This is a genomic window from Nitrospinota bacterium (genome assembly GCA_016208975.1).
In the GTDB taxonomy this organism is placed as follows: domain Bacteria; phylum Nitrospinota_A; class UBA7883; order UBA7883; family JACRLM01; genus JACQXA01.
Map to the genome: position 1 here is coordinate 258,416 of JACQXA010000004.1, position 14,361 is coordinate 272,776.

Sequence of the window (14,361 nt, forward strand, 5' to 3'; positions counted from 1 at the left end):
CCTGAAATCCTGTATAGCGTCCCGAAACTCGGTCGCTTCCGTGGTTCACCCGCTGGTGTTGGCTTTGGGGAAGAAGAACAACACCAGTTTTTTCCCCGCGAAATCTTTCAGGGTTTTAGTGGCGCCGTCCTGATCCAATAGAGAGAACGCCGGAGCTTTAGAACCTTCTTTCAACATGGGCCTAACCTCCAAAGATTTTTCAGGAAAGCCCGCTTACTGCCTTCCTTATGCGCTCTATCCCCTTCCCGATGTCCTCCATCGAAAGGGCGTATGACAACCTTATGTTCTGAGGGGCGCCGAACGGGTCCCCCGGCACCACGGCGCAGTTGGCCGATTCCAGCAAAAACTTCGCCGCGTCGTAAGAGTCGCAGATAACCCCGCCCTCCCATCTCTTCCCGAACCAGCCGGAGATGTTCGGGAACACGTAAAAAGCCCCCATGGGGTTTAAGCAGGACATTCCGGGTATCTGGTTGAACGCCGTCACCAGAGCGTCCCGCCGCTTTCTAAACTCGGCAACCCATGCGGGCAGATGGGTAACCCCCTCCTTCAAGGCCGCCAGCGCGCCATACTGCGCGAAAGAGACCGGATTGGAGGTGGACTGCCCCTGTATGATATTCATGCCCTCTATTATACGCTCGTCCCCCAGCGTCCAGCCTATACGCCACCCGGTCATGGAATGGCTTTTCGACAGCCCGCTGACTATGAGCGTTAGCGGTTTTACCTCCGGGTTGTAATAAGGCAGGGAGCGGAGCCTTCCCTCGCCGTAATAGATGTCTTTGTAAATCTCGTCCCATATGACCAGTGCGCCATGTTTAATCGCCACGTCGCATATCCCCTTAATGGTGGCTTCGTCATACACGGCCCCGCTGGGGTTGGAGGGGGAGTTCACTACTATGGCCCGGGTTCTCGGCGTCACCAGTTTTTCCAGTTCCGCCGCGCCGAACAGAAATCCGTTCTTCTCGCTGGTGTTAAGGAACACCGGGGTTCCACCGGCCAGTTGAACCATGTCCGGGTATGAAACCCAGTAAGGGGTGGGGATGATCACCTCGTCGCCGGGGGAAAGGATCGCCATGAAAATGTTGTAAAGCGAGTGTTTCCCGCCGGACGAAAAAATGGTCTGGTTCCGTTTGTATTCCAGCCCCTCGGTTTTTTTATAAAACTCCACCAGCGCGTCCCTCAGCTCGGGTATGCCCGGAGTGTCGGTATATTTGGTCTTGCCAGCGCGCAGGGCCTCTATGGCGGCGTTCTTGATATGGTCCGGCGTGTCGAAATCCGGCTCTCCGGCGCCAAAGCCTATAACATCCACCCCCGCCGCCTTTAACGCCTTGGCTTTGGCCGTTATGGCCAACGTTGGAGAAGGTTTGACGCTGGAAAGACGCTCCGCTAGTTTCATTTTTAACTCTCCCTGGGAATATTCGGTCAACAGGAAAGGATAAGACGGGTGGAGCTTCCCTTCTGGAACTCAAACCCGCAGGGCTCCACCATGGCGGTTATCCCCTTCCGGCCCAAGTCCGAAAGAAGGTCGCCGAAGAACTCGGGCTGTCTTGCGTCCAGCCCCAGCAGGGGGTAAACCCGCGCCTCGCCCCGGCTGACCCGGCAAAGCTCCATAAGGGATTTCATGTGGAAATTGTAATCCAGCCTATCGCTGTAAGTGAACAGAAAATGGGCGGACAACACGATGTCAAAAGAGCCGTCCGGGAAGGGCAGGCCCGGCAGGGCGCCATGTACATAGCGTCCCTGAGCAAGGCCCGTTTCGTAATCGTGCAGGAACCTTCGCAACGCCGTAAGCCGATAGGCTTTTAACACTTGTGTAGAGGGGTAATAATCCCATTTGAAAAGATGGGGCGCCTCCTCCACTTTTTCCAGAACATGCGCCACGTCCGCCACGCCCATGCCGGAAAGCGATTCGGCTGGCAAGCCGAAAAGCGGATCCACCCCCACGGCGTCCACCCCAAGTTTTGTAGCTTCCGCCACGAACGAGGCGGCTCCCGCCGGGCAGTCCAGCGCCCGTTTACCCGCGAATTTCTCGTGGTCGAACCCGAAAAACAGCTGGTATTCACCCAAGGTGCGGCCATAGAAGGCCACCCTGTCCAGTTCAACCTTGTCTTTAACTGTTCCTGTATCGGTCATTTTTCCGGCAAACCCTTCCGTGTACTTCTAATTCACCGTTTTCCGTACCGTTCCTTCAACGCCTCCGCCACCGCCGGAGGCACCAACGACTCCACATCCCCATGCAAAGAGGATATTTCTTTGATCATCGAAGACGATATGAACGAAAACTCCTCGCTGGGCATCATGAACATCGTCTCCACACCGCTTTCCAAACGCCGGTTTATCAGGGACATCTGCAGTTCATAATCAAAATCCGAAACCGCGCGGAGACCCTTTAAGATCACCTGGGCGCCAGCTTCCCGGGCAAAGTCCACCAGCAAACTTGAGAAAGGCCGCACGCTGATGTTGGGGATATCAGTTGTAGCCTCCACAAGGAACTTTACCCTTTCGTCCACCGAGAACAGGGGGTGTTTGCGAGGATTGTGGGCCACGGCCACCACAAGTTCGCTGAAAATGGCGGAGCCGCGCCGCATAAGGTCTATATGCCCGTTGGTGACGGGGTCAAAAGTTCCTGGATAAACTGCCCGGATTTTCACGGCGATATGGCCTCTCAACGGTAATTGGGAAACGACAGATAGGGTACTTTATAGGCCGCCGCGCCGCAAGCGTAAAGGATTAGGGGTGGTGTCCCAGTTTGAATCTCAAATAATAGACAGATCCTTCACTTCGCTTGCGCTTCGCCCAGGATGACAATGTTATCAACGGTTTTATATTGTCATTCTGAGCGTAAGTGAAGAATCTCCCCTGTACTTTCAAACTGAGACACTACCAGATTAGGCCATTATGTTCACCTTGCCGCCGGGCGGGGCCGGAGGCAGGGCGGCGCGGGCGCTCTGCTGGAGGGCGGCAATCTGGGCGTTACCGGTTTGCCGCTTGGAGATTTTTACAGGCGCGCCCTTCCCGGCCATGGGCACGTGGGGGCTTTTACCGGACAAGTCGGTGATGTTTATCCCGACAGGCGTGCCCTGATAGGTAAGGTTGCTGTTTATGCCCGCGGCCATGCAAATCCTAATACGGTTCTTCTAGAAACCATATCGGCGCGGGCAAAGCCCGGCTTTAACCATAATTCCGAAGTTTAAGGGAGATTCTTCGCTATCGCTCAGAATGACAGCCACTTGAGTGTCATTCTGAACGGAGCATGGCGAAGTGTGGAATCTCAAAGAAAAGCAAAATGATTAGCCGTCACTGCGCTTTCAACTTAGGAATACTGGTTTAACCCTAAATGTCCGGCCCGCCGGAAAAACCCGGTTGCTGATAGGGAATGTAGGTGGTTGGCCCTTCATATTCAACCGCCACTCGTTCGAACCGTTTCCGGAAATCCTCCGGCGAAAGGTTCGTTTGCGCCGCCAGGGATTTTACGTAATCCTCGTGCTTGAAATCCTCTTTTTTCAGCCGGATCATATACTCCAGGGCCATTTCATAAGTTTCGGTATGGATGTCCACCAATCTAACCCTTGTGCGGCCCGTGTCCGGATCCATCACACTGTAAAAAGGCATGGGAACAGATTTGCCTTCCTGTATGGTTATCATATCCCCGGTGCCGCCCAGCAAGGCGTGTTTGGCGGCGGCGAAACCCAGTTCCTTGGTGTACTCCATGTCGAAGGGCACAGGCTCCACGCAACGCAGTTCATAGCCTATGTCCTTGTCCACTATGGTCAGCTTCAGGCCCAGCTTGGCCAGTTCGTCCCGCAAGGCGTTCTTCACCATTTTGCCGAAATCCAGTTCCCCCAGACGCGGGTGCCCATGCTCGTCAAACTCCAGCTGGCCCAGCCGCTCCAAATCCTTCTGAGGCAGTTTTTCCGCCAGCCCCTCGGCCAGGATGGCCACCCCGTAATGTCTTCCCGCCGCCCGGCGTTTCACCACGGCGCCTATCAGGGTGTCCACGATCCAGTCGAACTCTATTGTCGGCCCGTGGACTTCTTCCGGAATAACGGTGAGTGTGGCGCCGGAGGATTTTCCGATACCCAGCGCCAGATGCCCCGCCTTCCGGCCCATGGCCACTATCAGGTACCACCGTTTAGTGGTCTTGGCGTCGTTCATTATGCTCTTGGCTATCTGCACGCCGAAATGCCGGGCGGAGGCGAACCCGAAGGTGCGGATGCCGTGAGGCAAGTTCAAGTCGTTATCTATGGTCTTGGGCACGTGGATGACGCGGATCTTCCCCAACGCCGTTTTGGCCACCATGTGGGCCGAAAAACAGGTATCGTCCCCGCCGATGGTTATAAGGCAGTTAACACCAAGCTTGTCCAGGCTTTCCACCACCGCTTTAAGGTCGGTCTCCTTGGTAGTGGGGTTGGAACGGGAGGTGCGGAGGATGGAGCCCCCCTCGAAATGGATGGTGGATACGTCGTCTATAAAAAGCTCCTTGACGTTGGCGACATCCCCTTTCATCAGGCAGGAAAACCCGTCGTATATCCCGATCACCTTGATGCCATGGTTGCGGAGTTTAATGGTGGCCGCCCGGATAACGCTGTTGATGCCTGGCGCCGGCCCGCCGCCCACAAGTATGCCCACCGTCAAAGGTTCTTTCATAAACTGCCTCCGCTCTTTTGTTAAGCGTCAAACCGGCTTGACGCTTTGTTGATTAAGTATAAATCAGGCCGGGAGACGGTAAAAGAGGTTATATCGGACGCTTATATTTCAATACTCTTGCTCCGGCTCATCATCGAAGGTGAAAAACCCCGGCGGAAAAACGGCGCTCAGGTCCACATCCGTCCACTCCACTGCGATAGAGGACCCTGGGGCGGAAATTTTAAAACCCGAAATGTGTCTGCCCCGAGGCCCGGGAACGACGGGGCCGAACGCTATACCGGCGCCCTTTTCAGGCTCTTCCATCAGTATTATTTCTTTAAGACTTCCGGCGTAAACCAGTTCCATGGATGGATGGCCGGTTGTTATCCTGCCACCGCCGCCGAAAGGCCGGGCGGTGATAATTTCCCCGAATACCGGAGGCGCCCCGGTTATAAGCGTCCCCAGCAGGCTCAATGGTGTGCGGGTCCCGGCTATGGAGACATACCCCTTATCTTCCCCCTGTTCAACCTGGCTTTTAACGCCGGTGGCCGCGTCCACCCGGTAAACCTTACCGGCCTCGCCTGCAAAAGCCTCCACGGCCCGGTTGGCGGCGTCCACCACCACCAGCCGGAACCGTTCTCCATCCACGGCGAGCAAGACTGTTCCGGTCAAACTTGCGCTGGGGCTTTCCACGCGGATTGTTCCTTTGCCGGACAGACCGGCGGCGCTGGACTGGCCCCGGAGTATTCCAATGTCGTGAAAGGCGGTTTTTTTGAATTCGGCGTCACCGCCCATGTGGGCGCATGCGGAAGGCAGGACGGTTATCAGGGAGATTACGACAATTTGACGGATTTTATCCAAAGCGAGCATCCCCCAAAATATCAATAACCATATCCAAATGCGGTTAAAAGAAGCGGGTGGAGGCCTGGCGCTCCCCGCTAGTTGCCGGAAGCTTTACCTTTCGCCTTCTTCTCCGCATCCTCCAGTTTCTTTTTCACCGGCTGGCGGTTTATTTCCCTTTTTTCCTCCGGTTCCGCCTTCAGGGAACGCTCATAAGCGTCAATCGCGGAAGCCGGGTTCCCCAAGGCCATGTAAACGTCCCCCAGATGCTCCAGCACCGTGGGATCCGGCGGAATGTTGCGCACGGCGGACTGAAGTTTGTCCAGCGCCTCGTTAAGCCTTCCCTGCCGGAAATAGATCCAGCCCAGCGAATCTATGAAATACCCGTTGTCCGGCTCAAGCTCCAGCGCTTTGTCCAGAAAGCCCTCGGCTTCCTTGAGGTTTATGTTTTTCTCGGCGTATATGTAACCTAAATAGTTCAACGCCGCCGCGTGGGAGGGATTAAGCTCGATGGCTTTCTTCATGGACTCCACGCACTTGTCGATTTCGCCGAGCTTCTCGTAAACCGAACCCATGTAGAAATAATATTTCTCGTCGCCTGGATTGAGGCTGATGGCCGTCTTGAACGATTCCACAGACTCGCGGTTCTGGTTAAGCTTGTTCTGGAGAAGGCCCACGAAATAATGGAGGTCTGGGCTGTTGGGATCAAGATCCCGGGCTTTAATGGCGTATTCCAGGCTTTTTTCCGTTTTCCCCGCCCGCTCGTAAAGCTCGGCCACTTTTAAGGCTATGTCCCGCGACTCTTTGTCGTCCTCCGCATCTTCAAGCAGTTGTATCCAGGTCTCCACCGCCTCATCGTAAAGCCGCATCCGCTCGAATATGGCGGCGATATAGAAAGACACCCGGCGGTTTTCCGGGTCCTTGGCGCGCACCAGCTGGAACTCGGACAGGGCCATTTTGTAGCTTTCCAGGTCGCCAGCGCCCTCGGCCTGCTTTAAGTATGAAAAACCCAGCCGGTAATGGAGGCTCAGGTCGTCCGGCGTAAGCTCTACCATGTTCTGATACTGGTCTATGGCCTTGTCGTAAGACTCCTGCAACAAATAAGTCTCCGCCAGTTTGTTGCGGATCTCCTCGTCATCCGGGTGTTTCTCCAGGTACCGTTTGTAGGTGTCCGCCGAAAGGTCCAGCCTTTTCCTGGCCCTGTAAGTCAGCGCCAGGCCGTCGTACCCTTTGGAGAAATCGGGGAACCTGGATATGACATCCTTATAAAGCTTCTCCGCCTCGTCAGGCTTCTCCATTTGAAGGTATGCCCGACCCTTGTAATATAGGCCCAAGGCGTCATCGGGGAATTTGGCGGTGAATCCGTCCAGCGCTTTGATGGCCGAACCGAAATCCTTTTGCTGTAACAAAGAGACTGCAAGGTATATCCAGGCTTCTTTCCGTTCAGGCTCTATTTTCGTTATCCTGTCGAAATACTCCGCCGATTTTGTGAACTGGCCGGTGCTGGAATATATACCCCCAAGGATGGCCAGACATGGCACATAGTTGGGCTCGAAAACCAGCGCCCGTTCAGCGGTTTTCCTGGCCTCTTCTATCATGCCCATCCGAAGCTGAAGACCAGCCGCCCTCTCATAGGCCTGGGCCAGCCCCTCGTCTTCCTCCGCCGCGGCCAGGTAACGCTTTACAGCTTCTTTGTAATGTCCCTGGCGCTCCGTAAGCAGACCCAGCATGTATTGGTAATAGGCGAAAGACCTGTTCACCTCCGGGCCGGGCTTTTCAACTTCCTGTTTGGCTGGCTTGGAAGCGGGCTGTTCGGCCACCACAGGTTTATTATCGGGGATAGTGGTATTTTGCGCTGTGGTTACCGTGGCGCAGGAGACCAGAAGAACCGGCGCCAGGATGGTAGATATTAAACCGGCTCTCATTAGAATAAGAAACCAACCCTGAACATGTTATGAATCATCGGCCCGGCGGCGGACCTCGTAATAACCCAATAAAAAAGCCTGGCGGCGCGCCGCAGGCTTGAAAAACAAGAACCGGATCGCCAGAGTGGCCAGAGGCCAATACCGGGTCATTTCTTTTCCCGGCGCCCTCCGGCCAAATCCTTAATTACACTTTTCAGCATAACTCTTTTAAGGGCGGCGCGCAATTCAGAATCCTCCACGTTTTCAAGCTCCTTGTCGATCCTTTGCGCCTCTTCCGCCGGGATTTCCCTTAAAATTTCTTTCTCCCGCGCCTTGGGCCCGGTGGCTGTGGGCAACTGCTCAAAATCGCTCCGGTATGTGATCCTCGTCGAGGTCACCGCCTCTTTCTTAAGTATGCTGTTGGCCTTTTGGGCTATCTGCGGTTTTAGGTATGACATGGAATCGGCCCAGACCGGCTCTTTCACCCATATAACAAGCCGTTTCCGGGAAAGCTCCGCCGGGCGGGACACGCGGGAGAGCGCATCGCCCACTATTTGGGGCCAGTTAGACTCCAAAATGGCGAAATCCATGAGGGAAGCCTGCCCCACGACAGACAATATCCGCTCCAGCGACTGGCTGGCGGTGGCCCAAACAGGCTTTTTTTTCAACGCCATCCCCCCATAACGCGAAAACCCTGCGGGTTTGGGTTGCTTTCGGGGCTCAATTCTATTATTTTCAAACCTTGTTTTTTTGGGTTTAGGGTACCACGGCGCGCCATGACTTTCCACACGGAGTACCTCTGGTTCAACACCAGTAAACGCAGGGAATACGTGAACATCACCGCCACAGTGGCGGAGATAGTTTCGAAGTCGGGAATAGCCGAGGGGATGACGCTGGTTTCGGCCATGCACATCACGGCGGGTATTTGGGTAAACGACGCCGAGCCGGGCCTGCTGGACGATATAGACGAGTGGCTGGAGAATCTGGCGCCTTTCAAGCCCGGCTATCGCCACCACCGCACAGGCGAGGACAATGGCGACGCCCATCTTAAAAACCTGCTGGTCCACCACCAGGTGATCCTGCCGGTGACGGCGGGAAGGCTGGACCTTGGGCCGTGGCAACAGGCGTATTACGCCGAGTTCGACGGACGGCGGCGGAAGAGGGTAATTGTTAAAGTGATGGGCGAATAGCCCGTGGAAACAATATATACGGAGATCCGAAATTGTCATCACAAGGACTGAAAAAAACCCCCCTTTGGCAGGCCCACTGCGCCCTTGGGGCGAAGATGGTGGATTTCGCCGGCTGGTCCATGCCGGTCCAGTACTCTTCCATTCTCGAAGAGCACAAGGCCGTGCGGGAGAAGGTGGGGATATTCGACATTTCCCATATGGGCGAGATAGAAGTGAAAGGCCCGGGAGCCATGGAGTTTCTGCAGTGGCTCGTGCCGGGGGACCTTTCCCGGCTGGAGGACGACAACGCCCTATACTCCGCCCTGCTCAACGACAACGGCGGGATAATAGATGACATTCTCATATATAAGATAAGCGGCCAGCGCTTCTTCCTGTGCGTGAACGCTTCCAACGCCTCCAAGGACTATAAATGGATAGCCGGGCACGCGACATCTTTCCCGGATGTGGAGGTGGCCAACCTGTCCAGGGATTTCGGCATGCTCTCCATTCAGGGGCCAAACGCCGAGCCGTTGCTGAAACAGATAGTCCCCTACCCGCTGGAAAAACTGGGCTACTACCAGTTCGCCACCACCACCATAGACGAAACCAGCGTAATCATCGCCCGAACGGGATATACCGGCGAGGACGGGTTTGAACTGTTCATTAACTGGCAGTCCACCGCCGCCATATGGGAACGGATATTTAGCCGCGGGAAACCTTTCGGCTTAAAGCCCATAGGGCTTGGGGCAAGGGACACCCTTAGGCTGGAGATGCGTTACCCCCTTCACGGGCACGAGATAAACGAAACCACCACCCCTTATGACGCCGGGCTCGGCTGGATAGTGAAGCTGGACAAAGGCGAGTTTATCGGCAAGGAGGCGCTGGTAAAACAGAAGGCCGAAGGGCTCAAACGCAAGCTGGTGGGCATGGAGCTTCTGGACAGGGGCATACCCCGAGAGGGCTTCAACGTGATCCATAATGGCGAGCAGGTGGGAGTTTTCACCTCCGGCACCTTAAGCCCCACCCTCAACAAAAGCATTGGGCTGGCCTTTGTGCCGGTGGAGCTTTCAGCGGTGGGTACACAGCTTTTGGTGGACATCCGCGGGAGGCATGCCCAGGCAGTGGTGTGCAAAACTCCCTTCGTACAGCCCAAAGTTAGGCGAAAACCGGCGGGGGAGGCTGTCACCGAGCCTCAATCGGCCCCGGTGAACCAATAACAACCCTGAACCGGAACTTGGAGGAATAATGAAATTCCCGGACAACCTTAAATACACGAAAGACCATGAATGGGCCCGCGTAGATGGGGACACGGTGGTGGTAGGCATCACCGATTTCGCCCAGCATGAGCTTGGAGACATAGTTTTCGTGGAGCTTCCCGCCACGGGGAGGACTCTTTCCGCCGGGGAAACCTTCGGCGTGGCCGAGTCCGTTAAAACCGTTTCAGACCTTTACTCCCCCATATCTGGCGAGGTTGTGGAGGTCAACGACGGCCTGGAAGGGCGCCCCGAGCTGGTAAACAAAGAGCCTTACGGCGGCGGGTGGATGATAAAAATCAAACCGTCCAATCCCGCGGAGGTCAATTCCCTGTTAACCTCCGCCGCATACTCGGCCTTGATAAAGGAAGGGCACTAGAAGTTGCGATTCATACCGCTGACCGATAAAGACAAGGCGCGGATGCTGGAAGTTGTCGGCGCCGGTTCCGTGGATGACCTGTTCGCCGATATACCGGCCGAGGCCCGTTTGTCCAGACTTCTGGATATCCCCGCTCCCATGGCGGAGCCGGAGTTGCTGGATTACCTGGAAGGTTTATCCGCCAATAACGCGACGGTGAAGCCGTTCAATATGTACCTTGGCGCCGGGGCTTATGCCCATCACGTGCCGGTGGCGGTGGACCAGCTTCTGCTTCGATCCGAGATTTTCACGGCCTACACCCCCTATCAGCCGGAAATAAGCCAGGGGACGCTCATGGCCATCTACGAGTTTCAGACTTACACCGCCGCCCTTTTGGGGATGGACATAGCCAACGCCTCCATGTATGACGGGCCTTCGGCCCTGGCCGAGGCGGTTATCATGTCCAAAAGGATAACCGGCAAATCCAGGGTGGTGGTTTCAAACCTGGTCCATCCCAACTGGCGGCAGGTGGTAAAAACATACACCCGGCATCTTGGGGTGGACATAGCCACGGTGGACTGCGTGGAGGAAGGGCTCTCCACGGCGGAGCGTCTTGGGTCCGTTGTGGACAAGAACACGTCGGCGGTAGTGGTTCAATACCCCAATTTCCTGGGTCACGTGGAGGATCTTAAAGAAATACGCTCCGTTTGCGATTCCGCCGGGGCGCTTTTAATCGTGGCCGTGGCGGAGCCTGTGGCCATGGGCGCGCTGGAAGGGCCGGGCAAGTTCGGCGCGGACATCGCCGTGGGCGAAGGACGCTCTTTCGGCGGCTCGCTTTCGTTCGGGGGCCCGGCGCTGGGCCTTTTCGCCACTAAAGAGAAGTATGCCCGGCAGATGCCCGGCAGGCTGGTGGGTAAAACCGTGGATTCCGAGGGAAGGGAAGGGTTCACCCTTACCCTGGCCACCCGGGAACAGCACATCCGGCGGGAGAAGGCCACGTCCAACATCTGCTCCAACCAGGCCCTTTGCGCCACCGCCTTCGCCATGCATGTAAGTTTCCTTGGCAAGAACGGGCTGAAAACCCTGGCCCTCAAAAACCATTCGGCGGTCCGCTACCTGGCGGACCAGCTTTCAAAGGTGAAGGGCTTCAAACTGGCCTATGGCCTCCCCTTCTTTAACGAGGTGGCGGTGCGGGTTCCTGTCACTCCATCGGTGGTCAATAAAAAACTGGCCCAGGAAGGGATTGTGGGCGGGTTCGACCTGTCGCAGGTTTATCCCCGGATGGAGCAAACCATGCTGTTCTGCGCCACCGAGGTTCACACTAAACAGTCCATCGACCGGCTGGTATCAGCGCTTTCCGGCTTTTGGCGATAGGAAACGGGGGTTGAATAAAGAAATGACTTCGCAATACCGGCGCGGGCTGGTTTTCAACGAGAAAGATATATTCAGCAGAGGCTCCGCTGGCAGGACCGGCGTGGATTTCGCCGACACCGGCATACCCGATGCGGATTTGAACGAGTTCGCCCCGGAGGATTTCCGTCGAAACGGGCTGGAAGGGTTCCCGGAGCTTTCGGAGCCCGAGGTTATCCGGCATTACACACGCCTGTCTCAATGGAACTATGGGGTGGACGCAAATCTGTACCCGTTAGGCTCCTGCACCATGAAACACAACCCCCGCGTGAACGAGGCTGTGGCCAGGCTGAAGGGATTCACCGGCCTGCACCCGCTCCAGCCGGACACGGCGGCGCAGGGGACATTGAAAATCATTCACGACCTGGGCCGGTGGCTTTGCGAGGTGGTGGGGCTGGACGAGGCCACACTTCAACCAGCGGCTGGCGCCCATGGTGAGTTTACGGGGCTCCTTGCCATACGGGGGGCATTGACTAAAAGGGGCAACCCCCGGTCGAAAGTGTTATTGCCGGACTCCGCCCATGGCACAAATCCCGCCTCGGCCACCTATTGCGGCTACCAGGCGGTGACAATAAAGAGCGGGGCCGATGGGAAGATAGACCTCCAGGAGCTTGATAAGCTCATGGACGAGAACGTGGCGGCGCTGATGGTAACAAACCCCAACACGCTTGGCATCTTCGAGTCCAACATCGTTGAGGCGGCGAAGATCGTCCATAGCCGGGGCGGGTTCTTGTACGCCGACGGCGCAAATCTAAACGCCCTCATTGGTAAAGCCCGGTTCGGCGACATGGGGGTGGACGTGTGCCACATCAACCTGCACAAGACATTTTCGACACCCCATGGCGGCGGCGGGCCCGGCGCAGGGCCGGTGTGCGTGGTGAAAGAGCTGGAGCCGTTCCTGCCCGCGCCAATGGTGGTGGAAAGCAACGGAGCCTACCGGCTGGATTATGACAGGCCCCATAGCGTGGGCCGGGTACACGGTTTCCACGGAAACGTGGGAGTGCTCCTGCGCGCGGCGGCTTACATTTTAACGGTGGGCGCTTCGGGGCTGAAAGAGGCGGCGGAAGCGGCGGTGTTAAACGCCAATTACATAAAGGCGCGGCTGAAGGACTATTACAACGTGCCCGTCCCGGGTTTAAGCCTGCACGAATGCGTTTTCAACGACAAGAAGCAGAACGAATACGGCGTGACCACTCTGGACATCGCCAAGGGGCTGATAGACCGGGGTTATCACCCGCCGACGATATATTTCCCGCTTATCGTGCGCGGGGCGCTGATGATAGAGCCCACGGAAACCGAGAGCCTGGAGACCCTGGACGAATTCTGCGAGGCGATGATAGACATCGCCAAGACCGCAGAGACGGACCCGGAGTCGCTCAAGCGCGCGCCGGTGAACGCTTTCGTGAGCAGGCTGGACGAGGCCCAGGCCGCGCGGAACCCGGACTTGCGTTGCGAGCTCTGCCGGTAAGTCTGCCGGGCAGGCGGGAGTTTTAGATGGGAATGGAACGCCGCGGGGCGCGGGGATAAAATAATCCCCCAAATCCCCCGGCGGATATTGTATATTAAGTGTCTGTTTTGCTGGTTTGGAAAATATTCAAACCGCGTTGGCCTCATCGTCTAGCGGCCTAGGACGTCGCCCTCTCACGGCGAAAACAGGGGTTCGATTCCCCTTGGGGCTACCAAAACCTCCCCCGCCGGAAAAAAAACCTTTTCAGGCCGCCTCCAAGGTAGTACGCTTTGCTATCGCAGGTTTTCAAACGGGCGCAAACCCCGGAATTTCCGTATAAAACCCGGCGGCGATACTGGTTCAAAGTGGATTGCGCTGGCTCAAGCGTCATCAAGGGGGTTGTTACATGATAATACGAAAAGCAGTGTTCCCCGTGGCGGGTATGGGTACCCGCTTTTTGCCCGCCACAAAAGCCTCCCCCAAGGAAATGCTGGCCCTGGTGGACAAACCTCTCATCCAATATGTGGTGGAAGAGGCTATCGAGGCGGGCATCAAGGAATTCATAATGATCACCGGGCGTAACAAGTACGCCATAGAGGACCATTTCGACCGCTCGGTGGAGTTGGAGCTTCTGTTGGAGCAAAAGGGGGACAAGCATCTTCTGGAGATCGCCCGCAACATCTCCGACATGTGCGATTTCTTCTATATCCGCCAGAAAGAGCCTAAAGGTTTGGGGCACGCCATTTTAAGGGTGAAAGACCTTGTGGATGGCGAGGCTTTCGCCGTTCTTCTGGGGGACGACCTGATATATTCCGAGGGCAAACCTGCCATCGCCCAGCTTAAAGATGTGCATATGAAGACCAACGCTCCGGTGGTGGCGGTGGAGCGGGTGGATCCTGACTCGGTGTCCTCCTATGGCATAGTGGAGCCGGTGGAGGTGGGGCCGGGGCTGTATAGAATAAAAAGCATGGTGGAGAAACCCGCGCGAGACAAGGCCCCGTCTAACCTGGCCATCATAGGGCGGTATATTCTGACTCCCGACATTTTCCCACACATCGAGGCTTTGGAGGCCGACCACAAAGGTGAGATACAGCTTACCGCCGCGCTGAACTCGCTGTTGAGTGAACGGGAGATATACGCCTGCGAGTTTTCAGGCAAACGATACGACGCCGGGGACAAGCTTGGGTTCCTCAAAGCCACGGTGGAATACGCCTTGCGGCGGGAAGACCTGGGCGCGAAGTTCAGGGAATACCTCAAAACCCTTTCGCTGTAGCTTTCCCAATAAAAAAACCGGGGTTTATTGCAACCCCGGCCGTTTTAAAAAAGCCGCCGCTGTTCCGCGACAGCGCTGGGAATA

Annotated in this window: 15 protein-coding genes and 1 tRNA gene; 7 read left to right on the plus strand and 9 right to left on the minus strand. The window is 56.3% G+C overall.

Annotated features, from left to right (window positions below):
- Positions 1-45: 45 nt before the first annotated feature.
- The 9 genes from HY751_04770 to HY751_04810 form a co-directional block, all read right to left on the minus strand.
- Positions 46-177, minus strand: a complete 132-nt coding sequence (locus HY751_04770) for a redoxin domain-containing protein (GenBank protein MBI4665708.1) — start codon at positions 175-177, stop codon at positions 46-48.
- Positions 178-199: 22 nt separating this feature from the next.
- Positions 200-1,393: a pyridoxal phosphate-dependent aminotransferase gene (locus HY751_04775; GenBank protein MBI4665709.1), complete on the minus strand. Its 1,194-nt coding sequence runs from the start codon at positions 1,391-1,393 to the stop codon at positions 200-202.
- A gap of 26 nt (positions 1,394-1,419) precedes the next feature.
- Positions 1,420-2,130, minus strand: a complete 711-nt coding sequence (locus HY751_04780) for a methyltransferase domain-containing protein (protein ID MBI4665710.1) — start codon at positions 2,128-2,130, stop codon at positions 1,420-1,422.
- A 32-nt stretch (positions 2,131-2,162) separates the two neighbouring features.
- Positions 2,163-2,648, minus strand: a complete 486-nt coding sequence (coaD, locus tag HY751_04785) for a pantetheine-phosphate adenylyltransferase (protein MBI4665711.1) — start codon at positions 2,646-2,648, stop codon at positions 2,163-2,165.
- A gap of 237 nt (positions 2,649-2,885) precedes the next feature.
- Entirely contained in the window at positions 2,886-3,113 is a 228-nt protein-coding gene (locus tag HY751_04790; protein ID MBI4665712.1) for a hypothetical protein, read from the minus strand.
- Positions 3,114-3,330: 217 nt separating this feature from the next.
- The gene (locus HY751_04795) at positions 3,331-4,644 is read right to left on the minus strand and encodes a 6-phosphofructokinase (GenBank protein ID MBI4665713.1); all 1,314 of its coding nucleotides are present in this window, start codon (positions 4,642-4,644) and stop codon (positions 3,331-3,333) included.
- 108 nt (positions 4,645-4,752) lie between these two features.
- Positions 4,753-5,484: a hypothetical protein gene (locus tag HY751_04800; protein ID MBI4665714.1), complete on the minus strand. Its 732-nt coding sequence runs from the start codon at positions 5,482-5,484 to the stop codon at positions 4,753-4,755.
- A gap of 77 nt (positions 5,485-5,561) precedes the next feature.
- On the minus strand, positions 5,562-7,388 hold the full coding sequence (locus HY751_04805; GenBank protein MBI4665715.1) for a tetratricopeptide repeat protein: 1,827 nt from the start codon (positions 7,386-7,388) through the stop codon (positions 5,562-5,564).
- Between the two features lie 146 nt (positions 7,389-7,534).
- On the minus strand, positions 7,535-8,035 hold the full coding sequence (locus tag HY751_04810; GenBank protein ID MBI4665716.1) for a DUF721 domain-containing protein: 501 nt from the start codon (positions 8,033-8,035) through the stop codon (positions 7,535-7,537).
- Positions 8,036-8,143: 108 nt separating this feature from the next.
- Between HY751_04810 and HY751_04815 the strand changes: the two genes are divergently transcribed.
- The 7 genes from HY751_04815 (at position 8,144) to galU (ending at position 14,277) form a co-directional block, all read left to right on the plus strand.
- Positions 8,144-8,557, plus strand: a complete 414-nt coding sequence (locus tag HY751_04815) for a YjbQ family protein (protein MBI4665717.1) — start codon at positions 8,144-8,146, stop codon at positions 8,555-8,557.
- A gap of 47 nt (positions 8,558-8,604) precedes the next feature.
- A complete protein-coding gene (gene gcvT / locus HY751_04820; GenBank protein MBI4665718.1) occupies positions 8,605-9,753 on the plus strand; it encodes a glycine cleavage system aminomethyltransferase GcvT in 1,149 nt (382 codons plus the stop codon).
- A gap of 28 nt (positions 9,754-9,781) precedes the next feature.
- Entirely contained in the window at positions 9,782-10,168 is a 387-nt protein-coding gene (gcvH, locus tag HY751_04825) for a glycine cleavage system protein GcvH (protein ID MBI4665719.1), read from the plus strand.
- A 3-nt stretch (positions 10,169-10,171) separates the two neighbouring features.
- Entirely contained in the window at positions 10,172-11,521 is a 1,350-nt protein-coding gene (gene gcvPA, locus HY751_04830) for an aminomethyl-transferring glycine dehydrogenase subunit GcvPA (GenBank protein ID MBI4665720.1), read from the plus strand.
- A 22-nt stretch (positions 11,522-11,543) separates the two neighbouring features.
- Complete coding sequence (gene gcvPB / locus HY751_04835) at positions 11,544-13,025, plus strand: aminomethyl-transferring glycine dehydrogenase subunit GcvPB (GenBank protein MBI4665721.1); 1,482 nt, start codon at positions 11,544-11,546, stop codon at positions 13,023-13,025.
- A gap of 138 nt (positions 13,026-13,163) precedes the next feature.
- Positions 13,164-13,239: transfer RNA gene (locus HY751_04840), tRNA-Glu, on the plus strand.
- A 171-nt stretch (positions 13,240-13,410) separates the two neighbouring features.
- On the plus strand, positions 13,411-14,277 hold the full coding sequence (gene galU, locus HY751_04845; GenBank protein ID MBI4665722.1) for a UTP--glucose-1-phosphate uridylyltransferase GalU: 867 nt from the start codon (positions 13,411-13,413) through the stop codon (positions 14,275-14,277).
- Positions 14,278-14,361 lie beyond the last annotated feature (84 nt).